The organism is Pseudomonas sp. H1_A03 (genome assembly GCF_054685145.1).
In genome coordinates, this window is the sequence record NZ_CP162829.1 from 1,487,093 (window position 1) to 1,510,276 (window position 23,184).

A 23,184-nucleotide genomic window follows, 5' to 3' on the forward strand; every position below is an offset into this window, starting at 1 on the left:
ATATGCCAAAAGTACCATGTCCGGATTTTGTTTCAGGAGAAAAATAGGGTGGGAATTAATGATGGAGTTTACAACCGCCTATACGCCAGTCACTGGAAAATAGGGGTCAGACCACGATTACTGCTAAAACGTATATTGGTGGTCTGACCCCTATTTTCCTAAAAATTATGCTCTTTAAAAATTTGATTTATTTTTTGAAATCATTATCTTCCTTTGTTTTTGTTGCAGACGACTAAGCTGATCTCTTTCAGAAATCAGGGGTTTGTTATGGCTCGTCGTCCTCGGTTGTTGGTACCAGGTCTTCCGCTGCACATCATACAGCGCGGAAATAATCGTTCGGTTTGCTTCTATTCAGAAGATGATTATATTTTTTATATCCACCTCTTAAAGCTCTTGTCGGAAACGCATGGCTGCAAAATTCACGCGTGGTGTCTCATGACGAATCACGTGCATTTGTTACTGACTCCAACTACCGCTCTAAGTGCTTGTTCGTTAATGAAAGGACTTGGTCAGCGTTATGTCCAAAATATAAATCGTACTTATCAACGAACAGGAACTCTGTGGGAAGGTCGTTATCGTTCTTGTTTGGTGCAACACGAAAGCTATTTGATGGCCTGTTATCGTTACATAGAAATGAATCCCGTCAGAGCGGGAATGGTGGATCATCCCGCTGAGTATCGTTGGACGAGCTACCGAGCAAATGCAGAGCTGGAAACTTCAGCACTTATAACGCCTCATGATTGTTATAAAGAATTGGGTAGTAATGTCGATCAGAGGGCTGAGGCGTATCGTCGTCTTTTCAAGGATGAGCTTCAGCAAGAAGTAATCGACCAAATCAGAGATGCTACAAATGGAAATTACGTATTCGGAACGGGAAAGTTTGCGTCGCAGATAGCACAAGCTTTGGGTAAGAGAACCGTTAGAGGATTCGCTGGCCGACCAAAGAGATGACTTTCAAATGTCAATTGTGTTCTGACCCCTATTTCCCCCCAATGTATATTGGTGGTCTGGCCCCTATTTCTGGACATCCCCGAGTGGTCGACGCCTCTGGCGCCAAAACGGTGAAGGCATGAACGTTAAAACGGCATTAGAAGCCCTGGGGTTACACGACGCGCTGGTGGCATGCGCCGATGGAAGCATCGGCACGCCCATCTGCACACTGCGAGCCCCTGCCGAGTGGTATGGGTTTCCACCTGCGTTGATCCCGATATGGAGTGACGGATCTTGGCCTACCTATATTGGGTACTGGAAGCACTGGTTTGTTGATCGTGAACCCACCTTCGTAAAAATGTATGTTGGCATCGACCGAATGACCGTAGAGATCGCCCGCACGCCTGCGCAACTGATGGGCGTGCTCGCAATGATGTCGATGAGTCTTGAGGAGGGTGTCACGCCCGAACTTGAGCAGTTCGCCAAGGCGGTGGGGCTTGATTGCCTGGAAGCATTGGATGCGCAGTCGTTGAAAACTGGCGACGACTCCAAAGGCTTCGCCAACGTTGAACCGTTCAAGACGTTGACGCCACTGGCCAGTATTTCTGACGGTGCAAAGCGTTATACCGGAAACTTTCCGAACCCGTTCGACCCAATCCCTAATTGGTGGGAAAGCAGTTGCTATTTTGAAGTTGTCGACCAGCACATCCCAGTGCCGAACGGCGTGGAACTGCCCACTTGGTTTGATCCTGAGCGCGAGAAAAAGCCGTTGTTCGAGGATTTTATGCAAGCGGGACGCCTTGACTGCGCATGGCTGACTCTGAACTCCACTGGCTGGTCCATCGGCGATGCACGGCAGGCACTGGTTGCGTTGCAGGAGCGCGCCGATGATAAGGCGTTTGACGCGGTTGTTGCTTACTGGTTGTCCATTGCGGATTTGAATGCTGGGGCATATTAAAAGTGAAGGGGAATCGGGGTTAAGGGATCGGATAAAGGTGACTGATTTATTTACAAGCTGTTTAATAAATCTGCCCCTTTAATGCTGCCATCAGATATACCAAAGGGAATACCTATTAATGGTCATGCCAGTCTTTTATAGCAAATCCTGGTTCCGTGCAAAAAAATGCGCGATAGAACCAATGAATGAGTCCACGGCACGGGCCGAGCATCAGGCAGGTAAGTCATATACCGCTCTAATTGGGTCGGAATCAACGCCTTCTTGTTTTGTTGAAATGTTGATAGATAAGGGTATGGTTGGCGTCGGTTTTCTTGACGATAAAGGCCATGAGTATCTGACCTATCAATTTCACTACTTAGACGAAAGCCAACTTTTTCTCTCGATGGCCACCCACCGTGAATTCGAGGGGGGCAAGGTCGCTTTTGGAACAACTTATATATTTGGACGGCAGGGTGGTCTTGTCGTTAGGCGTGAGAGGATGATTCCCTATACGGTTGAAGATGCTCAATCAACCTTTGAACCGGCAGGGAACTACGAAGTTGCACCGAAATTTGGTGATTATTCAGGTGTAATAAATATTAATCGGTGAGGGGGGTGATTTAGGAAGTAAACGTGACGGATTTATTTAATGTGGAGGGATCGGGGTCGGGCCACGTTTTTAGCGAAATCCATATAAATTTAACGTTAATGGTGGTCTGACCCCTATTTCCAGTGGTCTGACCCCTATTTCCACTGGCAGTGGGAGCCGTGTGCTTTATGCATTCGATGCAGAGAACGATTGGTCAATCGTAGAAATTGATCCTGAACTGGATGGGGCAACAGTTTTGTTCGAAGATTTTTCCAGCTTCATTTTGAACCAGTTAGCGGCGGTCAAGGGTTACGTGGATTGGCGCGCCGCACAGTAATATGCGCAACGCGCGTACTTGCATTATTAAGGATGATCAATGAAACCCGTAAAACTCTCCCTACAAGCTTTCCTGATGTCCTGCCTGGTGGCCGGCTGGGGGCTTGTCTACGTGGGCCGTATCAAGTGGGCCATTTGGGTTGCCGCGCTGTTGTACGGCGGTGTGGTGCTGCTCGGCGCGTTCGGTCTGAGCGCCTCGCCCATCGGGCTGTACGTGTTGTTCGGCTGGATTATCGCGGTCAAGCTCAGCTCGGCAATCGTATCGGCCGTGTTGGCCCGCCGTTACACGGGCCCGGCGGGCGTGCCGCGCAAACGGTTCCACGCGCTATACGTCGGCGTGTTGATCGTGATCACGTTCATTCTGTTGGAGGTCCTGCGGGGGCCGCTGATGGGGTTCAAGAACTACTACATTCCGACCGGTTCGATGGCGCCGACGGTGTCCGTGGGCGACTACATTGTGGCCGACCTCAAGGCCGGTGCGCCGAAGGTCGGCGATATCGTGGTGTATCGCTGGAACGGCACTGAGGCGATCAAGCGCGTGGCGGGTGTTGGGGGAGATACGTTGGCCATCGTCAACGGCGAACTGATCCGCAACGGTGAAAACCTCGGCCTGTTTCATGCGCCGGCAGACCGTGTGAATGGGCCGGCGTCGATGGAGTTGGCTCCGCTCAAGGTCGAGCCAGGGCACGTCTACCTGCTGGGTGACAACCGCAACAACAGCAATGACAGCCGCTTTATGGGGCAGGTGGCCGTTGACGAGGTGGTCGGTAAGGTCACCGGTATCTGGTTTTCCAAAGAGCGGGCACGCGTCGGGACGACGTTCCCGTGAATGCTCAAATGCGCTTGGCGCGCTTTTTCAGCATCGGGTGTCGGGTTGCCCAGTGGCTGTGCCTGTTGGTGATGTTCGCCAGCGCCACGGTATTCATGCTGGCCTGGGCCTACCTCGATCCTGGTTCGGCGCCGTTGGGCGTGGCAGTCGCAGGCTTCGTGTGGTGCGGCATTGGGCTGTTGTTCGCGTTCGTGTTTGAGCGGTCGCGCACAACTGCAGCAACGCTTCGATTCATGCTGACTCGGATGGCTGCGATACTGGTGCTCGCGGCCGCGGCGGCCTACTTGCTCGGCCTGTTGTGGCTTGAGCCTGGGCGCGATTCCCTGGACGCTCTGTTGGAAAGGGCGTCCTGTGAAAAGTACGGCGGCACGATTGAAAAAGGCTGGGAGCGCAATTGCACCCGCCCGGAATAGACGCAATCACTTTGAAGTTGGAGTAATCCTGTATGGACGCAAATAACACCCCTAAACGCCCCACAATCCTGGCCAGCATCGGCCGTCGCCTGGCCGCACGCATCATCGACTGCGCCATCGCGGTGCTGATCTTTTTCATCGTCAAATTCGTCGCCGGGGCGTTGTCTGCCTATGTCCCAGGGGTGACGCCCAAGGCTGGTTTCCTTTGCGCGTTTTTTGCGGGCTTTGCCTACTTCCTGCTGGCCGATGCACTCCCCAACGGCCAGAGCCTGGGCAAGCGCCTGCTGAGCATTGCCACGGTGGACCGCAAGACCCTCAAGGGTTGCAGCGTTTCCCAGTCGTTCACGCGTAACTCCGGTGCACTGGTGGTCATCGATTGGGTGTGGATCCTCATGGAATCCAGGACACGCCTTGGCGACATGTTCGCCAAGACCATCGTGATCCAGACCGGTAACCTGACGAGCGTTCGCAGCCTGGCGGATATTTATGACAAAGGCAGGGGATAAGCGCGTTATGAACGATTCAGCATCGGCGGCAGAAATCTGGAACCTCGCCAGCCCGTTCAGGCGGCTGCTCGGTTATGTCATCGATATGGCCGTGGTGTTTTTCCTGCTGTTTTTGATCCGCAACCTGGACTACGCGTATCTGTCTTTGCGCTCGGTGGTGGGCCCGCTGTTTTTCGATGGCATCCGCTATGTGCTGATGTTTTTAGCCTTCGGGTACTTTCTGTTTTGCGATGCCTTGCCCAAAGGCCAGAGCCTGGGTAAGCGGGTGTGCCGCACGGCGGTGGTGGGTTACCCGTATCCAATGAACTGCACGCTGTTTCAATCGTTTCTGCGTAATTTTCCGAAGCTGCTGTTCAGTATGCTGGACGGGCTTTTTGTGCTGTTCGGGTTGCGCCGTCGATTGGGCGATATGTTGGCCAAGACGATTGTGATCAACACTTGAGCAGGGCGGCATGGCTGTAACAATGTGGGAGCGGCGGTTCGCAGCTCCCACATTTTTATTGAGGTGCGTCAGCTGGATATCCGCCGACGTACAGGCCTTACAGTAACTTGCGCTGCACCGCCTCATCCAGCGTACTGCGCGTCAACGCCTCGACCACTTCCCGTGTGTCGGTCTGGAAAGGCAGGCCTACGATCAGCACCAGATGCACCCATGTGCGCACCGACTCACTCTTTTTGACCCGGCCCAACTCTTTGCCGTCCTTGTCTTTGAACACCGTTTCGAGGGTAAAAATGTTCTTCGCAGTGGTGGGGATGATGCAGAACGTGAAGCCGGTAATAAACGCTGACACCGGGCTGTATTCTTCATTGTTGTGCAGGGTGGCATCCACATAGAGGTCCGAGTCAACCTTGTCGGTGCTTACTCGCGAAAAGCGGTTGGACTGCTGGAAGGTGTCGGCCACAGCCTTTTCCCACAGCACCACCGGGGCACCTACTGCCGCGTTGCCCGGGCCACCGTTGACGTGGTTTTGCGCCGTGGTGCGCACGTACGCCGTCGGCTTTTGTGCCGGTGCGTTCGCGGTTGGTGGCCAGGTTTGCACTGCTGGCAGTTCGTGCTGCGAGTAAGAAACGCAACCGGTCAGCAAGACCGCCGCGAGGACCAGGCAGTGTTTGATCAATCCTTTCATGTGTTGCTCCTGAGATTTACGGTTTCGCCAGTTTGGCGGTAGCGGTGTCGAGCAATTGCGCGACCAGTTTGGTCAGCTGCTGGCCACCCATCGAGGGCGCCCAATACTGGCCGCTGTAAAGCCCGACGTTGTGTTCGAACTTGATCGACTCTTTCGCCGAAGCCAGTTCATGGCCGTTGCGGTCGACGATGACCAGGTCGCCCGCTACGTCAAAGCTGTCCACGTAGATCGGGCCGTTGACCCAGATCCAGATCGTCAGCGTCAGCAGCGCGCCCGGCACATACGCAGGGTGCGGCGCGCGATGGCCTTTGAGGGAGGTCATGTTGAATTTGAGCGTGACGTCGTGCTCGCCCAGGCGTACCGGATACTCGGTGACCTGCTTGAAATAACCCGCCGTGCGCACGTACTGGTTGATCTGGGCCGTCAGCGAGCGGCTGATGGCCGTCTTGTTGGCCTCGTTGACGTCGGCAGCATTCACCGTCACATCGGCGACTTGCGCACTGCGCGAGCTACTGCTGGATGCCGGATGGAGCGGGGCGCCGATGGGGCCAGTGACGGTGTACGACACACAGCCGGTCATGGATAACGCGGCGACGAGCGCCGCCGCCCGGAAGAGGATTTTCAACACGCAATATCCCTATAAATGAACGAACCAAGCCACTGTCTCGTCCTTCACGGGCATAACTTGAGCATGCATTTTTTATTTGATCGGTGCAGGCTAATAGCCATCATTGTTTTTGTTTTGCTGACAATGCCTTAGGGCATTTCGCCGCGGACTTGGGCGTAAGCGCCAGTAAAACGGCGCAGCTTGGGCGTCAAAACAACTTGAGAACGGCTTTCAACTCCGTAAAATGCCGCGATTGTTTAAAGCACGATACTTTTCAGGGACGAATTCAGACATGCGCCTGTTTGCCGTATTCCTCGCGGCCTGCCTTATGGTGGGCTGTGCCTCCAAGCCGGCGTATTACATCTCCCCGGCGCCGGTCACTATTCCCAAGACGGCTACCTACTGGGTCGACACCTTCGACGTTGAAGTGGGAGGCAAAAGCAAACATTTCATGCCAGACGACAAGGTTCGCCAGGAGCTCGGCGTCGACTTGGTCAACCGCCTGCTCAACGCCAAGCGCTACGCCACCAGCAAGGAAACCGCCGATTATTTGCTGGACGTGGATATCGTCTACGTGCGCCATATCATCGACACCAACGGCGGGCTGTCCAATTTAGTCATCGACGACGGCACCATCCTGCAAAGCATCGATTTCGGCTACAAGGTCAAGGTCAAGAAAGCCGGCGCCCAAGTGCTGCGCTTTGCCCACGACCGGCCAGGCCTGGTGCCCAACAACTGGGTTGGCCAGGTGCAGCAATGGAAGACCATCGGCGGCATCATCACCAATACCGGTAACGCCAGTGTCGAGCGACATTTCACTGGTGGGCTGAGCCAATACATTGTCGACGACCTGCAAGATATCCCTTCTCGATAGCGGCTAATCGCTTTGGATTTCCCCACTTAGGAGCACCCTGTGAACTCACTGTCCAAAATCCTGCTGTCCGGCCTCACCGCCGCAGCGCTGCTGACCGTGGCCGGTTGCGCCACCGAGAGCAACCGCGCGCTGCCGGTGGAACAAGTCGCCAGCGCCAACGTCGCCTATTCCGGCGTGCGTGTACCGATTGCCGTGGGCAAGTTCGACAACCGCTCCAGCTACATGCGCGGCATCTTCTCCGACGGTGTCGACCGCCTCGGTGGCCAGGCCAAGACCATCCTGATCACCCACCTGCAGCAGACTAACCGCTTCAGCGTGCTGGACCGCGACAACATGGGCGAAATCTCCCAGGAAGCCGCGATCAAAGGCACCGCGCAGAAGCTCAAGGGCGCTGATTACGTGGTGACCGGCGACGTGACCGAGTTCGGCCGCAAGGAAACCGGCGACCGCCAGCTGTTCGGCATTCTTGGCCGTGGCAAGACACAAGTGGCTTACGCCAAAGTCGCGTTGAATATCGTCAACATCAGCACCTCCGAAGTGGTGTATTCCACCCAGGGCGCCGGTGAATACGCGCTGTCCAACCGTGAAGTCATCGGCTTTGGCGGCACCGCCAGCTACGACTCCACCCTCAATGGCAAGGTCCTCGACCTGGCCATGCGCGAAGCCATCAACCGCCTCGTCGACGGCATCAACGCCGGCGCCTGGAACCCACGCAACTGATCAGCAGCACCTCAAGGAGCAGTACAAGGATGAGCAAGGCAGTTAAGTTGGCGCTGATGCTGACAGCAGTTGCAGCGGTTGCTGGGTGCCAGACGGCGCCCCAGCCCCTGTATCAATGGGAAAGCTACCAGCCGCAGGTTTACGAGTACTTCAAGGGCGAGCCCAAGGAAGCGCAGGTCGAGGCATTGGAGCGGGATCTGCAAAAGATCAACGCCAGCGGCCGCAAGGCCCCGCCGGGTTACCACGCCCACTTGGGCATGCTGTACCTGAGCATGGGCAAGGATGACCAGATGGTGCAGGAGTTCCGCACCGAGAAGGCGCTGTTCCCTGAGTCCGCCGCCTACATGGATTTCCTGCTGAAAAACGCCAAGACCGGAGTTGCCACTAAATGAGCCTGTTAAAACTCACTGGCGCCCTGCTGGCCCTGGCTTTGCTCGGCGGTTGCGCGGCACCCAAGACGATTGATTACACGGCGTACAAACAGGCGCGACCCAAGTCGATCCTGGTACTGCCGCCGATCAATGAATCGCCGGAAGTGCAGGCGTCCTACAGCCTGGTTTCGCAAGTGACCTACCCGCTGGCCGAAGCCGGTTACTACGTGTTGCCGATCGCCCTGGTGGACGAAACCTTCCGCCAGAACGGCCTGACCACCGCCAACGATATCCAAGGCGTGGCACCGGCCAAGCTGCATGACATCTTTGGTGCGGACGCGGCGCTGTACATCACCGTTACCAATTACGGCACCAAGTACATGCTGATCTCCAGCGACACCTCCGTGACGGCCTCGGCCAAACTGGTCGACCTGCGCACCGGCACCACCCTGTGGACCGGCTCGGCGCATGCGTCCAGCGAGGAAGGCAACAACAACGGCGGTGGCCTGGTCGGCATGCTGATCACGGCGGCGGTCAAGCAAGTGATCAACAGCTCCACCGATGCGGCGCACCCGATTGCCGGTATCACCAGCGCGCGCCTGCTGTCGCCGGGGCAGCGTGCGGGGATCCTGTACGGTCCGCGTAACCCGAAGTACGGTACGGACTGAGGTAATAGCCTGGTTCTGAAATCACCGAGGATCAACATGTGGGAGCGGGCTTGCTCGCGATAGCGGACTGTCAGGCAATACCAACGCTGAATGTATCGCCGCCATCGCAGCATAGGTATCTACACATCTTGAGCGATCCCCGGCGTAGCAGCTGTCGAGCCTTGGCGAGGCTGCGTTTGCGGTCTGTCTGACACACCGCTGACGCAGCCTCGCCAAGGCTCGACAGCTGCTACGCACTCTCACATTGAAGAGGTGTAGATTCCCATGGCCATCGCAGGCAAGCCCGCTCCCACAATGATTGAGCCGTTATTCGAGATTTAACCCGAACCCCCCACACCTTGCGTCTGACCTTGTGAACGGATCATTCATTCACGAGGTTCAGCCCATGTCCCGTCCTCTGCTCTTCCTGCGTCCTGCTGCCCAGGGCTTTGCCGTTACCTTGCTGGTGGCGCTGGCCGGTTGTGGGCTGTCTACGTCCAGTGATGTGTCGACACCTGTCGAGCCCGCACCCGTCGCTGAGCTGCAAAGCGCGCCGGCTCAAGGCGCGATGGTCAAGCGCATGGCGATGCCTGCACCCATGCGTATGCAGGAGTCGGCTGTGATGGAGTACCGCAGCGAGCCCCGCGAACAGTACGAAAACCTGCCGGATAACCCAGTGCATCGTGTGGCTGAAACGCCCGTGTCCACCTTCAGCGCTGACGTCGACACCGGCAGCTACGCCAACGTAAGACGATTCCTCAACCAAGGCAGCCTGCCGCCCGAAGGTGCTGTGCGACTGGAGGAAATGGTCAATTACTTCCCCTACAGTTATGCGCTGCCCACCGATGGCTCACCCTTTGGCGTGACCACCGAAGTAGCCGCCACACCCTGGAACCCGCGCACTCAACTGCTGCGTATCGGCATCAAAGCCTCTGACCGTGCGGTAGCGCAACTGGCGCCGGCCAACCTGGTGTTCCTGGTGGACGTGTCTGGCTCCATGGACCGCCGCGAAGGTTTGCCGCTGGTGAAAAGCACCCTGAAATTGCTGGTGGATCAGTTGCGTGAACAGGACCGTGTTTCGCTGGTGGTCTATGCCGGTGAATCCCGCGTGGTGCTCAAGCCCACCTCGGGTCGCGACAAGGTGAAGATCCGCAATGCCATCGACCAGCTGACTGCGGGTGGCTCCACAGCCGGTGCATCCGGCATCGAACTGGCCTACCAGATGGCCCGCGAAGGCTTTATCGACAAGGGCATCAACCGCATCCTGCTGGCCACCGACGGCGACTTCAACGTGGGCATCAGTGACTTCGACAGCCTTAAGCAGATGGCCGCGTCGCAGCGCAAAAGCGGCGTATCCCTCACGACCCTGGGTTTTGGCGTGGATAACTACAACGAACACCTGATGGAGCAACTGGCCGACGCGGGCGACGGTAACTACGCCTACATCGACAACCTGCGCGAAGCCCGCAAGGTGTTGGTCGACCAACTCAGCTCGACCCTGGCCGTGGTCGCGCGGGATGTGAAGTTGCAGGTGGAGTTCAACCCGGCGCGTGTCAGCGAATATCGCCTGCTTGGCTATGAAAACCGCGCCCTGAAGCGTGAGGATTTTAACAACGACAAAGTCGACGCCGGTGAAATCGGTGCAGGGCACACGGTAACTGCGCTGTACGAAATTGTGCCGAAGGGCGAGAAGGGGTGGTTGGAGCCTTTGCGTTATGCCGCTGCGCCTGCAGGCGAGGGTAAGTCCGGTGAGCTGGCGATGTTGCGTGTGCGCTATAAGCCCGCCGGGGGCGGTGAAAGCCAGTTGATCGAGCGGCCCATCAACAACGAATCCACCAAGGCCAGCGACGACCTGCGCTTCGCGGCGGCCGTGGCAGCGTTCGCCCAACAGCTCAAGGGCGATGGCCGCTACACTGGCAGCATGAGCCTGCAAGACACCGCCGCACTGGCCCGCTCGGCCCGAGGCGATGACCCCTTCGGGCTGCGCGGCGAGTTTGTGCAGTTGGTGGAGCTGGCGCAGGGCCTCAAGCACTGATCGCACAGGCAACGACGACCCAATGTGGGAGCTGGCTTGCCTGCGATGCAAGCGACTCGGTCCATCCGTTACACCGAGTTGATGCCATCGCAGGCAAGCCAGCTCCCACACTTAGATCGGCTTTGACTTTCAGAAAGGAGTTCGCCACTTACATGGCCGTACCAGATGCTTCACCCAGCGACGAATCGCTGCTGGCCCGCTACCGAACCGGTGACGCTGCCGCGTTCGAAGCCTTGTATGCGCGGCACCGCCAAGGCCTGTACCGTTTCCTCGTGTCCCTGAGCAACAAGGCTGAACTGGCCGAGGAAATCTACCAGGAGACCTGGCTCAGCCTGATCCGCAGTGCCACCCAGCCACAAGGCCGGGCGAGTTTTCGCACATGGCTGTTCCAGATTGCCCGCAACCGGCTCATCGACCACTGGCGCAAGCACGGCATCCACAACCCGCTGCACGACAGCTACGATGAGCAACTGCACGCCCAGCCCGACGACAGCGCCGGCCCCGAGCAGCAACTGAGCCTGAGCCGCGACCAAGCGCGCCTTGACGCCGCGCTGCAAGACCTGCCCGAAGATCAGCGCGAGGTCTTCCTGCTGCGCCTGCACGGCGACCTCGAAGTGCCGCAAATCGCCGCCCTTACCGGCGCCCCGCTGGAAACCGTAAAAAGCCGCCTGCGTTACGCCCAGCAGAAACTGCGCCGCCTGCTGGCCGAGGAGATACCCGCATGACCGACTCCCGACACACCCCGGATCCTGACGACGTGCTACTCCAGCATTTCCGTCAACACAGCACCAGCGAACCGCCGGCGTCCCTCGACGCCTTCATCCTCGCCACCGCCCGCCGCGAAGCCCCGGCGCCGCAGCCAAGCCTGTGGCAGCGTTGGGTACGAGCGTGCCAACGTCCGCGCTGGCAGATGGCGTTTGCCACCGTGGCCGGGCTAGCGCTGATGATCGGCGTAGTGACCCGCTCGCCCGTACCGCAACCCGAAATTTCCACGGCAACCTTCTCCGCCCTTCATGAGGAAGCTCCACGCCCGGCCCCGCCAGCAATGTCCGCACCTGCGCCAGTGGCCCGAATGGCCGTCGCGCCCCAGGTCGAGAGCGCGCAAGTCATGGGCTCGATGGCGGATGAGTCGAGCGCCAAGCTCAGCAAGCGCGCACCGGTGGTGTTGCCTTCGTTGGAGGAGGGGTTGCGGGAGATTGTGAGGCTGCGTGAGGTGGGAGAAAGCAGAGCGGCGGACGAGAAGTTGCTGGATTTGTACAAGCGATTTTCCCAGGAGGATTTGCCTGCACGATTGGAGGCGTTGCAGGCGCCTAAATAGAATATCGCCCGTGAGCCTCCGGATGTCGCGTCAGTGCGAACCGGAGGCCTCACGCAACGCATTGTGAGCGCGATCAGCTATGCAGTCATGGTCGTACAAATACAATTGGCTGGGCTCCCACCTCAAGGCATGCATGCATATAGCCACTTAGCAGCCAAAAAGCTTGCAGAACATGTTGGGATGCTTTTCCGATCAATATCTTTTTCATTTCGTCTTCTAAATAGCGCAATGAGTAGTTTGGGATGACAATTCCAACTTCATACAACGCGGTTGGGTTAGATGCGGCATCATCAAATATATCGTTCAGCTTGTCGGCGTTTAAATTGACGGGGCGGCGTAGCCGGTTTATCTCTCCCTTCGTAGGTAGTACGCAATATTGGGTTAACCATTTATCCCTACGAGGCGCGAATTCATGATCTTGCTTTGTCACTCGGAGCCTGGATAGGTTTTTGAGTGCTTGTCCGACGACTTCTTGAAGTTTTGAAGCGCTGGAGGTGTCATTGGAACTCATCGGTAATAGTTTTTTAGGGAGGGGTGAAAGCGCCCCTGAATGTGAGCTGCTTTTTGTAGCACTTATTCGTGCTGTTTTATCCTTTTCTAGCTGTTGCACCTTCGCATGCAGCCAGCGAATTCGAGTGGGATTTTCAGAAATCTCAATGTAATCGCACCACTCTCGTGTATCGTCATCACATATTAAGATTGAATCTTTGTCAGTTATGTCGGGGTCTGTTTCAATTATGTGGAAAGAACTTGTTGTCTCGAAGTTTGTCGCCGTAGGTAGCACTTCGCCTTTCTCAGAAGTGATCGATTCAAGTGCTTTAATAGGTTTGAATATGTGGATTAATTGTGCGACGGCTAGCGTCGTATTCGCGCTGGCATAGGCGCCCTCCGAGCAATAAAGTGCCTGTCCTTTGTCAAAGACTACTCTGAAAGATTTATGTTTGTTTAGCAGGTCCATAACGGATTTTGGTTGCTCGTCTGCTTCACCTAAGTGTAGAAAACCAGTGAAAGTTGGTAGCTTTATTTTACATGTTTTGCTTGTTACTCTGAGCTCCAATAGTGCATCTGAGAAGGGGAATACCGGTGTGACAGATTTGAATATCACAGTTTCTTCATTGTTACCGCTAGGGATTTTATCTCCGTTTGTTTTGTAAGCCTGGGGGCTCAGTTCAATGGGTTCGCTGAAGTACTCTAATAGTTCCTCAATGTCGGGAATGATATGTCTAGGTTTTGTGGATTTTGGCTGTGACCACGTTGTTCCGTTTAAGTTGTTGTAGTTTTTAATTAGTTCGGCAAGATCGTTTTTTTCAATCCAAACGCTTGAGGGCGTTTTTTTATGAAGGTCCAAGAGGGGTTGAGCCATTTGGGAAAGAAAATCAGATGGTATGATCACTGTGTTTCGAGTTCGCGCGAAACCGGCACTTCGTTCACATGCCCACTGCATTACATCTGAAAATGCCATACGTGATGAGCCTGATCTGACGCTTTGCCTATGCGGCGAAACGGATACTGTCCGACTTCCGCTTGAAGGGGGAGCTGCAAGAATCATCGGCCCCGCTATTGTTCGGTGGAGGCCTAGGCTTGAAGTTGTTGTGCCTACATTATAAGCATCAATTCTTTTCCTACGAATTTCCCCGCGCGACGAAGCCATCATTTGCATTGTTAATTGCTCAATGCGTGGGGTTTCATTATTTTGAGTCTCTAAGAATTGAGCTAAAAACGCCGGCGTGTCGATGGGGTCAGCGGTAATCCCACAGTCAAGAGGGTCTTCAGTTAACTCGCGTTGTATGTATAGATATATGCTTTCTTCCCCTGTATTTTTATTCGCTACCTTTAGTTGACTAATTAGTAGTACCGCCACTCTGATTTCGGATAGGTCTGGATATGCAAGACTTCTTCTCATTAGTGTTTTGATGAGTATGTTTGTCTTTGCGCTGACGTCAAATTCTTTAATCGTATGGGTGAATACACCCGACCATTCTTCTTCTGAGGATTTGAAGTCGCTTTTTGGAGGGGTTTGTGCTTCAAGGCTTATTTTTATTTTCGCTACACACTGATTAATCTTATTTTGAGCGACGAGTTTGGCTAGCCGATAAAATTTTCCAGATTTACTTAGCTTAATGGGGGGTGGTCTGGGGGTTGACGAAGGCTGGACGACAGAAGGATTTACAGGCATGAGGGATCTTCCGTGATGGTGTTTTGATGTCATGGTTAGCGAGATTGTAGTCAAGTTCTCGCTGTCATGGGAATGCGATATCTGGTTGAGTGTCGGTTTGTTTCCATTCGTGGGGTTCGATGGTTTTTCTATTCAGTTACCCACAAAAAAGCCCCAGGTCTCTCGACCTGGGGCTTTTTCATTCACATCTGGTGCCCCGGCGTCATTTGAACCAGATCTTCAAGTATATGATTTTAATTGTTTTTATCTATTTCTATAGGAGAGAGGATACACATGGGGATACACGCGACGCCTTGTTGAATCCGACATTGACGCTTTAATGAGATAGCGCGTGCGGTGTACGCAGCCAGTTGTGCCGTTTTTCTGCTGTCCGTGGGAGCAGCGTTAAGCGAGCTGAGTACTCGCCTAGAGCTTCCGATACATATTAGTACGGATGGGTCGAGCGTCGATTGTGGGAAAGCGCGAGCCATCGCATACAGGTATAGGATTCAAGCTCAAGCGTTATAGAGTAACGCTGAATGAGATTTTCAAGCAGGATGCTGGAACTGAACATTTTCAACATCCCAAACGGGCTTGACCTGATGTCATTATGATGTCTTGATTGAAGCCACTGACTCTAAAAAGGATTTTCCATGTCAAAGATTTCTTTCCAGAACGAGCATCCTTCTGGGTTGGACGTTTTTCCGGGGGGAGTCACGATAAAGTCGCTTTAGCGATGTGTGAATATATCGCCGATGAAAAAAACTCTAGAGTCATTGGACTTGATGGTGAGTTCGGATCGGGCAAGAGCTCCATACTTACCATGCTCCAAAATAAATTAGTTAAAAGGGACGCCAAGTACAAAGTATGGTTTTTTGACTGTGAGCAAAATTATCAGGGTTCCATAAAAAGTAATTTTATTGAACTCTTCACCGATGAGCTAATAAAGGCTGTAGGGTCTGATGAGAGAATCAAAGAATCGCTGCGTGACAATCGAGATAAAGCGTTAGGGCGCCACTTTACGTACACAAAAAATACCGTCAGTAGGGTCAGCTCTTGGGCACTGCTCTTGGTAGTAACGCTATTTTTCTCCACAAGTTCTTTTAAAGAGTTATTTGCTATAAGTAAGATGAAGGATGCTATTGAACCTTGGCTTTACTTTGTACATATATTTTCTTTATTGAGTCCATTGATTGTTTTGGTTGTTGCTCGTTGCAAGCTAAAGGGAACTACGGTTGGTGATCAGCCATGGAGTATTTTTCACCTCTTTAAGGGCGGTTCGGATGATACTGTAACAGAAAAGATTAAAGTAGCCAAAGACGTAACTCCGCTTGATCTTAAGCGAACCCTTGATGCAGATCTAAAACTACTTAAGGGTATTCATTATGTAGTGATTTTGGATAACCTTGACCGGTTGCCCAAAGATAGCCTCAGGGCAGTATGGAGTGATCTCGAAATTTTCACATGGGTTTCGGAAGATAACAACCTTACAGTGATTGTCCCATTCTGTTCTAATAAGGTCGCAAAATATTTATCGGCAGACCATGAGCGCACTTACGACTCACGTGACTTCATTGCAAAAAAATTCCCCGTTGTATTTAGAACGCCCCCAATTATTACCGCCGGGTGGAAAGACGGCTTCTACACGCTTTGGGACAGTACCTACCCAGAAGATCAGCGGGAAATTTCTGAAAAATGCGCAACACTCCTACAGCGGCATAGTCCAATGGCAGGAAAACTTGTAACGCCGCGCCTCCAAAAACGATTTATTAATGACATTGCTACCACATCGCTCACATTAGGCTCTGATATTGACCTTTTCTGTATTGGCGCTTATTTACTTCTTTGCAAGTATAACGATCTGCCTGTGGAAGAAGTCATCAGAGTTGGTGGGTTTTCAGACGCTTATAAAACGCTGCATCCCAATCTAGACTATAAGGATATAGCCGCTACCCAACAGGTTCTCCAGGCGCATATCGGATCAGATCTAGAGGGAGGTTGGCAAATACAATTTCTTCAGATTCACTTCTTAACAAATAGTAAAATTGCGATGGCTGAGCTCATTGATGAGCCTTTGGCAATGTCGATTACAGAGATGGATTCTAAGCGATTTTCATCCCTTGTGACTGCATTTGGATTTAAGGACGCTTTCAAACGCTATCTTTCAAAAGATGGATATAATTCAGAGTTGGTCCAAGTTCTTGGAGCAGCCTCTTCAACTCTGAGCAGTGATGAGTTCAAGCTTGTCATTTCGACATTGAACGGGATGGGAAAAATATTCCAAGGCGATATTCAAGACAATAAACAAGAATTCTACAGCGCACTGAAAACTTGTCGCTTAGCCGGGTTGTATCCGGGCGGCTTGAATATGCTTAAGCAGGAAATATTCAAAAAAGTTAAGCAGGCTGCCAATAGTCCGATTGATTCAGAAGCTGTTGAAGAAAATCAAGATCAGCTAAGGCAATATGATTCTCTACTAGACTCGCTAGGTTTAAACTCTGAGGAGTTCACTGTAGATAATGCATCCTACTTTATTCATGTGTTCGCAACGCTAGAAGATCTTAAGGTTGTTGGTGTAGACGATTTTAAATTTACTAAGGCTGGAATAAAGAGCGTTCACCAGCACATCATCAGCTTACCAAACTCAACGGAAATTGTTCCAATTACAGAGTTTCAGCGTGAGTTATTGCTGGAAACTATTAGTTCGTCTCGGAAATCCGGATATGACCCTGTAGTTGCAATGACTGATGAGGAGGTTTCATCTCTTTCTAATTCCTTGAGTACTTACCCTAATAATGAGGCAGCTCTGTTCGGGTTAGCTTTAAGTCAGAGTTCTAATGCAGCAATGATTGCTCAAGTGGTCGCTCAGTCTTTTGAAGGCAGAGCTGTTAGTCAAGACTCTGCTGTAGCGATATTGTTATTTATCGCTAAGGATTTTAAGAGTCTAGCAAAAGTAGAGAAGTTAGAGTCGATAGTAGAGAGCAGAGCGTTTAAATTACTTTTTAATAGTTCAGCTTCTTGCAGTGATGCACTAATAAGTGGTTTTGAAGAACCGGTTGTAGGGGGTGTTATAGCAAAAATTCTGGCTTGGGCGATTACTGATGATGCTATTTGGAGGCTGAACCATAGCTGGATCCCTAATGACTTCACCAGGATAGCCAATGCACTTGAGCCTTATGGCGTAGACTCACAAAAAATATTCGAATGGCTGAATGATTGGCAGCGCCACTTCAAGGTAAACATCGAGTCGATTGAAAGTCTAGATCCTGGTTTTTTAGAAGCTTTGGTTTCTAGTTCGGAGGAGTATTTCCCTACAATAAAGGCAGGCGTTTTGCAGCACTATAGCTCTGATGAAAGCGGTGAAGATAGTTGGGAAACGATTTTGCTTAGTGGTAGCCCGAATCATAGAGTTTTAATTGATTATTTAAGTAAGCAAGAAGGTTTTCACCTGGGTTCCGCCTATCGATCTGCCATTGTCAGCGTCGTAAAAAAAATCGTAACTGGTGATTTAAAAGAAAATGCTCGATCGAATGGAGTTAACAACATTGAAATTCTTTTACGATCCTGCGGTCAAGAGCAAAAAAACCTACTCGGTGCTGAACTCCGAAATCTGGCCTACTCTGAAAAATCGCTTCCTGAACCCGTCGTTTGGCTTTTCAAAAATTTTGGCAGCGTTATCGTTGATATCCAACCCGCCAATACCTCAGAGGTTGGAAAGTTGATGGGGGTTTTGGAATATTTAAGTACGCATTCTGATGAGTCTACTGACGTTCTTGACTATCTGGATAGTCGTGCGCGTCAAATTGCGGGATATAAATACTCTAAGGAGCTTCTTGGGGCAATGGCTGTATCAGTCGCTAGCTTGAAAAAGATTGCTCCTAAGCTTTACCGAGCCTTCGCTAGAAAATCTGATTTCAAGAGCGCTTTCAGAGAAATCTTCAGCTCAGAGAAAAAGAAAGTTGAAGAGGTTTTAGATACTCAAGGCGAATCAACGTCGCCGCATGATGCCAGTGACGTTGAGCCACTTGAAAAGGCACCGAAGGGCTAATGTCCATAAGAATGATGCAGTGAGACCTATGGTACTGCGGTTGGTTATATGCTGATAAAGGAGAGGCTACTATTCCAACAATTAGCAAAATAAGTTACTAGTGAAGGACAAGGAGGGCACTCAGTATTTAGGGTTCTGAGGGTTCAGAGTCTCTCCTTCACCGCCATATTGTGTAAAAAACCGGCTCTCACATAGAGGGCTGGAGGCTTGTGGCTTGTTTGCGACGCTGGTTTTTTGTATTTGGCGGGGTGAAGGATTAAAACTCGCATCTATTCATGTGCATCCAGATCTTCTAGTGGTAGTACTGTCATAGCGCTTTCCTCACTTAAGTGAGTTACGCAGAGCTCAATAAGCTTGCCGAATAGGGCTAAGCAGTTCTGAAGATCAAAAACAAATTTTTCAAAATTTTCCGACGAAATCACTGCATTGTCTGCGTGAGCCAGAGTATGTCTAAGGTCTTTCCAGCTTTTAACTTGTGCCTTGTCAATCTCTCCGGACGCGCCCATGTCCGTGAGAATAGCTGAAATTGTTTTGGTTTTCAGTCCTCCCAAAAAACTTAGAATCGCATTTACTCCCGACTCAGGGATCTTTGCTTTTGATGCTTTAATAAATTTTTGTGTATCACAAATCTCCATCAGGATTTTGTCGTCCAAATCTATATTTCTTGAGAAGTAATTTTTTACCATTCCCTCGATGTTTACACAGAGTACTAACGCTGCAGCTTCAGTATTTGCTTTGGATATATCTTTGAGTCGATGCCAGTAATTCGCTAAATGGTTTAGTCCTTTTGGCCTAGCTTTCATGTACATCTGCAAGAAGTTATGCAGTCCGGCCTCTTTCCGTGGAAACAGTTCAACGATAGGATCTGCCAAGGTATAAGTACTTTTAGCCGTGCGCCCCTGGATGTAAGCCTCGTAGGAATTTCCGTTTCTCGTAATTATGAGCGACGCTTCTAGGAGTTGTCCGGTAGCAATACTTATTCCCTCTAGTAAATAGAATATCGAAGATAGCTCTACGGATTCATTACTGTCTTTTATTTCAATACTTAGCCTGCTTTTCTCTTGGGTTATGTTTATAGTTATAGTTCCTCGTGAAAGGGTCAGCTTTGCCAACTCGCTGGAACCTTTTCCATTGTCAATGAACTTATTAAATGGTAGTCGATAAATACCATTTACAGTTATCAGTGCAGTGCCGCCGACTACTGAATTATTAAGTTGGGAGACTGACCTTGCATTATTCAAAGCAAGCACCAATACTGCACCTGATGGATATGTATCTACTCCTTTCTGCGCTAGTGTTCGGGTATTTTTCCAAACTTTTCCAGATGCATCCTCAGCCTCTAGAGTAAAGTACCTATCTTCTGGAACTAAGCCAGGCGGGCTGTTCCAAAAGAAATTCATCATTTCAGTTGATCCTGATGTCGTCAATGTAGAATAAATTTTTACTTTTAAATTATTATTGTTATCAAAAAATAAGCAGCCTGGCCCATTGAAAACTATTGGGGAGTTAGGTGTATTTTGAGTGAGGGTGATATTGAAGCATTCTATGGTCGCTTCTCGCCCTGCTATAGAGTCAATGTCTTTTTGGCTAAACATTTTTAATCCTTCAATTATTCGTGACCAAGGTCTAAGTTAGCTCTGACTTGCTTCCGGCAACGGGATATGCTGATAGAATACTCTGAGTTTTGCTCCCTATTCCAATTACGTGCCCTGCCCGAATTTGCGCATTTTAGCTTGGCCGCTTATGGCAGGTTGCAGCCTTGGAAAGTAAGTTATTAGCGAAAACGTCTCTTCGCTGGATCTTGACAAATGTTGCGGCTTTACTTACAGACACGTCATCAATCGAAGGAGTTGTACACATGAGTATTAAACCCGGCCCTAAACCGATCGCTGAATCCACCGGCAAAAAGGACCAGCGCCGTCGTGTTACTGAAGAAAACAAACCCAAACATCCTGATTTGGAAGTACACAAACACAAAAAAGGTGACTGACCTTAAGGCACTTAGAGGTGGGCGAGTCACTTGAGTTAGGCCGCTTCTGGCCGTTCTCTACCGATCTTGGTTTCAACGCGTGTTGACCACATCCGATGCAATTGCTGGTCACAACGAATGCAAACGGGTCGTCAAGTGGAGCGCAACTTCTCAGGCTGCTGAGCATCTGGGAGAGGTGTAGGAATGCGTGTGGCGACCCCCTCCGCTGCTCGCTGAAGGCGCCCAATGTGACGGGGTGATGGGGGTTAAAAACTGATACCCCTCAAAAAACGGTGTTCCAGGTGTTCCACTAAAGCTGAAAGCCACGGAGTACGTGGCTTTCAGGCTGGAACACCTTTTTATTTGAGTTGGCCCACCACGTGTTCCATGGGAAAAAGGTGTTCCACGTTGATGGTCTGTTGCATCAGGCTGCGAGCAGTTCCTCAATCGTCGCATTCGTCGCGCCAGGGCTGATTGTGTAAGGGCTGATGTAGTCAATTCGGCCCTGCATATGGGTGGCAGGTAATGGAATCCCAATACTTGCCAAGCAACTGGGAATTCCCAGGACCTGTACGATCTCTTGATACCGCTTTGCTGCTGTCACCAATTCAGCAGCATTGCTTCTGAATAGCTCGGCTCGTTTGTACATGATTGCTTTTGAACGAGCCCCATTCATTGCGTGACAACACACCTAACGCAGGATTGCAGGCTAGGAGCAGTGCCAACTGCCGGCCTGAGATCACAAGAGCCCATATGAGATGCAACTATCCGGAAATTCCAGACAGTTGCGCCCTAAGGCTTACAAAAAATCACCCACAAAAAAGCCCCAGGTCTCTCGACCTGGGGCTTTTTCATTTCATATCTGGTGCACCCGGCGGGATTCGAACCCACGACCCCTGCCTTCGGAGGGCAGTACTCTATCCAGCTGAGCTACGGATGCTTGTGCGGGCGACATCATACCCATGTCGACCTTGGGCGTCCATGCTGGTCTTTGGGCGTTTGAGTGTAGGAATTTGCCGTATAGAGGCCCTGCGCTGGGTGCCGACGAACGATGCAATGAAATCTGGCCCAGCTACGCTGATCAGATAAACCCGGCAAATGCGCCGTTTTCGTTCTTTTTTTCGAACATCCTATTGCCCTGTACCCCCATTGATCCTAGGATTCGTTTGAGATTTCAAACGCTCTGTCTCCCGTGCGCTCTTTCATTTCATCCGCGCGCTGGGGCTGATTTCCCTGACGGCAGCCCACAAGGCGCCTTTCAACAACTCTAATTCGCTCCGCGTGCGCGCGGTGCTGTTAAGGAAAGCCGACATGCAGCTTAAAGATACCCAGTTGTTCCGCCAGCAAGCCTTTATCGATGGCGCTTGGGTCGATGCGGACAACGGTCAAACCATCAAGGTCAACAACCCTGCCACGGGCGAGATTCTCGGTACCGTGCCAAAGATGGGCGCCGCTGAAACCCGCCGCGCCATCGAGGCCGCCGACAAGGCGCTGCCGGCCTGGCGTGCTCTCACCGCCAAGGACCGCGCGAACAAGCTGCGTCGCTGGTTCGAACTGATCATCGAGAACCAGGACGACCTGGCACGCCTGATGACCCTGGAGCAAGGCAAGCCACTGGCCGAAGCCAAGGGCGAAATCGTCTACGCCGCCTCGTTTATCGAGTGGTTCGCCGAAGAAGCCAAGCGCGTCTACGGTGACGTGATTCCTGGCCACCAGCCCGATAAGCGCCTGATCGTTATCAAGCAGCCGATCGGCGTGACCGCCGCCATCACTCCGTGGAACTTCCCGGCCGCGATGATCACCCGCAAAGCCGGCCCGGCGCTGGCCGCCGGTTGCACAATGGTCCTCAAGCCGGCGTCGCAAACCCCGTTTTCCGCATTCGCCCTGGCTGAGCTGGCGCAGCGTGCCGGTATCCCAAAGGGTGTTTTCAGCGTGGTGTCGGGCAGTGCGGGTGACATCGGCAGCGAGCTGACCAGCAACCCGATCGTGCGTAAATTGTCCTTCACCGGCTCGACCGAAATCGGTCGCCAGCTGATGGCTGAGTGCGCCAAGGACATCAAGAAGGTGTCCCTGGAGTTGGGCGGCAACGCGCCTTTCATCGTGTTCGACGATGCGGACCTGGATAAGGCCGTCGAAGGCGCGATCATCTCCAAGTACCGCAACAACGGCCAGACCTGCGTTTGTGCCAACCGCCTGTACATCCAGGATTCGGTGTACGACGCGTTCGCCGAGAAGCTGAAAGTGGCCGTCGCCAAGTTGAAGATCGGCAACGGTCTGGAAGAAGGCACCACCACCGGTCCGCTGATCGACGAAAAGGCCGTGGCCAAGGTTCAGGAACACATTGCGGATGCCTTGAGCAAAGGCGCTACATTGCTGGCTGGCGGCAAGGTGATGGAAGGCAACTTCTTCGAGCCGACTATCCTTACCAACGTGCCGAAAAACGCTGCGGTCGCGAAGGAAGAAACCTTCGGCCCACTGGCGCCGCTGTTCCGTTTCAAAGACGAAGCCGAAGTGATCGCGATGTCCAACGACACCGAGTTCGGCCTGGCTTCCTACTTCTATGCCCGTGACCTGGGCCGTGTGTTCCGTGTGGCTGAAGCCCTGGAATATGGCATGGTCGGCGTCAACACTGGGTTGATCTCCAACGAAGTGGCGCCGTTCGGCGGCATCAAGGCTTCGGGCCTGGGCCGTGAAGGTTCCAAGTACGGGATCGAGGATTACCTGGAAATCAAATACCTCTGCCTGGGCATCTAACCGGCAAGAGATTGCAGTA

General features: G+C 52.3%; 22 protein-coding genes and 1 tRNA gene. 18 read left to right on the plus strand and 5 right to left on the minus strand.

Features of this window, described 5'->3' with window-relative positions; translation table 11 throughout:
* The first annotated feature begins 267 nt into the window (after positions 1-267).
* The 8 genes from AB4O35_RS06900 to AB4O35_RS06935 all read left to right on the plus strand — a co-directional run bounded on the left by AB4O35_RS06900 (position 268) and on the right by AB4O35_RS06935 (position 4,982).
* Positions 268-951, plus strand: coding sequence for a transposase (locus AB4O35_RS06900; RefSeq protein ID WP_083207086.1), 684 nt, complete (start codon positions 268-270; stop codon positions 949-951).
* 118 nt (positions 952-1,069) lie between these two features.
* Complete coding sequence (locus tag AB4O35_RS06905) at positions 1,070-1,888, plus strand: hypothetical protein (RefSeq protein WP_460149578.1); 819 nt, start codon at positions 1,070-1,072, stop codon at positions 1,886-1,888.
* 118 nt (positions 1,889-2,006) lie between these two features.
* On the plus strand, positions 2,007-2,477 hold the full coding sequence (locus tag AB4O35_RS06910; protein ID WP_065872764.1) for a lytic transglycosylase: 471 nt from the start codon (positions 2,007-2,009) through the stop codon (positions 2,475-2,477).
* A 160-nt stretch (positions 2,478-2,637) separates the two neighbouring features.
* Positions 2,638-2,793 carry a hypothetical protein gene (locus AB4O35_RS06915; RefSeq protein WP_256530442.1) on the plus strand — a complete coding sequence of 52 codons (156 nt, stop codon included), beginning with the start codon at positions 2,638-2,640 and terminating at the stop codon, positions 2,791-2,793.
* 39 nt (positions 2,794-2,832) lie between these two features.
* Positions 2,833-3,621, plus strand: coding sequence for a signal peptidase I (gene lepB / locus AB4O35_RS06920; protein ID WP_065945625.1), 789 nt, complete (start codon positions 2,833-2,835; stop codon positions 3,619-3,621).
* Entirely contained in the window at positions 3,618-4,034 is a 417-nt protein-coding gene (locus AB4O35_RS06925; protein WP_083207085.1) for a hypothetical protein, read from the plus strand. The genes lepB and AB4O35_RS06925 overlap by 4 nt, the downstream gene beginning before the upstream one ends.
* Positions 4,035-4,066: 32 nt before the next feature.
* Positions 4,067-4,540, plus strand: a complete 474-nt coding sequence (locus AB4O35_RS06930; protein WP_049710670.1) for an RDD family protein — start codon at positions 4,067-4,069, stop codon at positions 4,538-4,540.
* A gap of 7 nt (positions 4,541-4,547) precedes the next feature.
* Positions 4,548-4,982, plus strand: coding sequence for an RDD family protein (locus AB4O35_RS06935; RefSeq protein WP_065910748.1), 435 nt, complete (start codon positions 4,548-4,550; stop codon positions 4,980-4,982).
* 97 nt (positions 4,983-5,079) lie between these two features.
* Here AB4O35_RS06935 and AB4O35_RS06940 read toward each other — a convergent pair whose 3' ends face one another.
* Both AB4O35_RS06940 and AB4O35_RS06945 read right to left on the minus strand, forming a co-directional pair.
* A complete protein-coding gene (locus AB4O35_RS06940) occupies positions 5,080-5,667 on the minus strand; it encodes a hypothetical protein (protein WP_012721599.1) in 588 nt (195 codons plus the stop codon).
* A gap of 16 nt (positions 5,668-5,683) precedes the next feature.
* Complete coding sequence (locus AB4O35_RS06945; protein WP_065879705.1) at positions 5,684-6,295, minus strand: hypothetical protein; 612 nt, start codon at positions 6,293-6,295, stop codon at positions 5,684-5,686.
* Positions 6,296-6,566: 271 nt separating this feature from the next.
* Here AB4O35_RS06945 and AB4O35_RS06950 point away from each other — a divergent pair, with 271 nt between their 5' ends.
* The 7 genes from AB4O35_RS06950 to AB4O35_RS06980 all read left to right on the plus strand — a co-directional run bounded on the left by AB4O35_RS06950 (position 6,567) and on the right by AB4O35_RS06980 (position 12,239).
* Positions 6,567-7,148, plus strand: a complete 582-nt coding sequence (locus tag AB4O35_RS06950; protein WP_065872770.1) for a hypothetical protein — start codon at positions 6,567-6,569, stop codon at positions 7,146-7,148.
* Positions 7,149-7,187: 39 nt separating this feature from the next.
* Positions 7,188-7,868, plus strand: coding sequence for a CsgG/HfaB family protein (locus tag AB4O35_RS06955; RefSeq protein WP_065879707.1), 681 nt, complete (start codon positions 7,188-7,190; stop codon positions 7,866-7,868).
* Positions 7,869-7,897: 29 nt separating this feature from the next.
* Positions 7,898-8,260, plus strand: a complete 363-nt coding sequence (locus AB4O35_RS06960; protein WP_065872772.1) for a DUF4810 domain-containing protein — start codon at positions 7,898-7,900, stop codon at positions 8,258-8,260.
* On the plus strand, positions 8,257-8,907 hold the full coding sequence (locus tag AB4O35_RS06965; protein WP_049710663.1) for a DUF799 domain-containing protein: 651 nt from the start codon (positions 8,257-8,259) through the stop codon (positions 8,905-8,907). The genes AB4O35_RS06960 and AB4O35_RS06965 overlap by 4 nt, the downstream gene beginning before the upstream one ends.
* Positions 8,908-9,292: 385 nt before the next feature.
* Positions 9,293-10,921 carry a vWA domain-containing protein gene (locus AB4O35_RS06970; RefSeq protein WP_065879708.1) on the plus strand — a complete coding sequence of 543 codons (1,629 nt, stop codon included), beginning with the start codon at positions 9,293-9,295 and terminating at the stop codon, positions 10,919-10,921.
* 152 nt (positions 10,922-11,073) lie between these two features.
* Complete coding sequence (locus AB4O35_RS06975) at positions 11,074-11,646, plus strand: RNA polymerase sigma factor (RefSeq protein WP_049710661.1); 573 nt, start codon at positions 11,074-11,076, stop codon at positions 11,644-11,646.
* Positions 11,643-12,239 (plus strand): hypothetical protein, encoded by a 597-nt coding sequence (locus AB4O35_RS06980; protein WP_065879709.1) that lies wholly within the window; start codon positions 11,643-11,645, stop codon positions 12,237-12,239. The genes AB4O35_RS06975 and AB4O35_RS06980 overlap by 4 nt, the downstream gene beginning before the upstream one ends.
* An 85-nt stretch (positions 12,240-12,324) precedes the next feature.
* Here the strand turns inward: AB4O35_RS06980 and AB4O35_RS06985 are convergent, their stop codons facing one another.
* The gene (locus AB4O35_RS06985; RefSeq protein WP_139114604.1) at positions 12,325-14,415 is read right to left on the minus strand and encodes a hypothetical protein; all 2,091 of its coding nucleotides are present in this window, start codon (positions 14,413-14,415) and stop codon (positions 12,325-12,327) included.
* 601 nt (positions 14,416-15,016) lie between these two features.
* Here AB4O35_RS06985 and AB4O35_RS06990 point away from each other — a divergent pair.
* Complete coding sequence (locus tag AB4O35_RS06990) at positions 15,017-18,442, plus strand: P-loop NTPase fold protein (protein WP_460149579.1); 3,426 nt, start codon at positions 15,017-15,019, stop codon at positions 18,440-18,442.
* A gap of 269 nt (positions 18,443-18,711) precedes the next feature.
* Here AB4O35_RS06990 and AB4O35_RS06995 read toward each other — a convergent pair whose 3' ends face one another.
* The gene (locus AB4O35_RS06995; protein ID WP_139114605.1) at positions 18,712-20,037 is read right to left on the minus strand and encodes a hypothetical protein; all 1,326 of its coding nucleotides are present in this window, start codon (positions 20,035-20,037) and stop codon (positions 18,712-18,714) included.
* A gap of 263 nt (positions 20,038-20,300) precedes the next feature.
* On the opposite strand from AB4O35_RS06995, the gene AB4O35_RS07000 reads away from it, so the two are divergent.
* Positions 20,301-20,432, plus strand: a complete 132-nt coding sequence (locus tag AB4O35_RS07000; protein WP_017337405.1) for a hypothetical protein — start codon at positions 20,301-20,303, stop codon at positions 20,430-20,432.
* A gap of 842 nt (positions 20,433-21,274) precedes the next feature.
* Here the strand turns inward: AB4O35_RS07000 and AB4O35_RS07005 are convergent.
* Positions 21,275-21,351 (minus strand) — tRNA-Arg (locus tag AB4O35_RS07005).
* A 371-nt stretch (positions 21,352-21,722) separates the two neighbouring features.
* Here AB4O35_RS07005 and gabD point away from each other — a divergent pair.
* The gene (gabD, locus tag AB4O35_RS07010; protein WP_065879712.1) at positions 21,723-23,165 is read left to right on the plus strand and encodes an NADP-dependent succinate-semialdehyde dehydrogenase; all 1,443 of its coding nucleotides are present in this window, start codon (positions 21,723-21,725) and stop codon (positions 23,163-23,165) included.
* Positions 23,166-23,184 lie beyond the last annotated feature (19 nt).

What these genes read in the sequence shown, in the direction of transcription:
- AB4O35_RS06900 (WP_083207086.1), top strand. Translation starts at nt 268, where the DNA reads ATGGCTCGTCGTCCTCGGTTGTTGGTACCAGGTCTTCCGCTGCACATC.
- AB4O35_RS06905 (WP_460149578.1), top strand. Translation starts at nt 1,070, where the DNA reads ATGAACGTTAAAACGGCATTAGAAGCCCTGGGGTTACACGACGCGCTG.
- AB4O35_RS06910 (WP_065872764.1), top strand. Translation starts at nt 2,007, where the DNA reads ATGGTCATGCCAGTCTTTTATAGCAAATCCTGGTTCCGTGCAAAAAAA.
- lepB (WP_065945625.1), top strand. Translation starts at nt 2,833, where the DNA reads ATGAAACCCGTAAAACTCTCCCTACAAGCTTTCCTGATGTCCTGCCTG.
- AB4O35_RS06930 (WP_049710670.1), top strand. Translation starts at nt 4,067, where the DNA reads ATGGACGCAAATAACACCCCTAAACGCCCCACAATCCTGGCCAGCATC.
- AB4O35_RS06935 (WP_065910748.1), top strand. Translation starts at nt 4,548, where the DNA reads ATGAACGATTCAGCATCGGCGGCAGAAATCTGGAACCTCGCCAGCCCG.
- AB4O35_RS06940 (WP_012721599.1), bottom strand. Translation starts at nt 5,667, where the DNA reads ATGAAAGGATTGATCAAACACTGCCTGGTCCTCGCGGCGGTCTTGCTG.
- AB4O35_RS06950 (WP_065872770.1), top strand. Translation starts at nt 6,567, where the DNA reads ATGCGCCTGTTTGCCGTATTCCTCGCGGCCTGCCTTATGGTGGGCTGT.
- AB4O35_RS06960 (WP_065872772.1), top strand. Translation starts at nt 7,898, where the DNA reads ATGAGCAAGGCAGTTAAGTTGGCGCTGATGCTGACAGCAGTTGCAGCG.
- AB4O35_RS06965 (WP_049710663.1), top strand. Translation starts at nt 8,257, where the DNA reads ATGAGCCTGTTAAAACTCACTGGCGCCCTGCTGGCCCTGGCTTTGCTC.
- AB4O35_RS06970 (WP_065879708.1), top strand. Translation starts at nt 9,293, where the DNA reads ATGTCCCGTCCTCTGCTCTTCCTGCGTCCTGCTGCCCAGGGCTTTGCC.
- AB4O35_RS06975 (WP_049710661.1), top strand. Translation starts at nt 11,074, where the DNA reads ATGGCCGTACCAGATGCTTCACCCAGCGACGAATCGCTGCTGGCCCGC.
- AB4O35_RS06980 (WP_065879709.1), top strand. Translation starts at nt 11,643, where the DNA reads ATGACCGACTCCCGACACACCCCGGATCCTGACGACGTGCTACTCCAG.
- AB4O35_RS06985 (WP_139114604.1), bottom strand. Translation starts at nt 14,415, where the DNA reads ATGCCTGTAAATCCTTCTGTCGTCCAGCCTTCGTCAACCCCCAGACCA.
- AB4O35_RS06995 (WP_139114605.1), bottom strand. Translation starts at nt 20,037, where the DNA reads ATGTTTAGCCAAAAAGACATTGACTCTATAGCAGGGCGAGAAGCGACC.
- AB4O35_RS07000 (WP_017337405.1), top strand. Translation starts at nt 20,301, where the DNA reads ATGAGTATTAAACCCGGCCCTAAACCGATCGCTGAATCCACCGGCAAA.
- gabD (WP_065879712.1), top strand. Translation starts at nt 21,723, where the DNA reads ATGCAGCTTAAAGATACCCAGTTGTTCCGCCAGCAAGCCTTTATCGAT.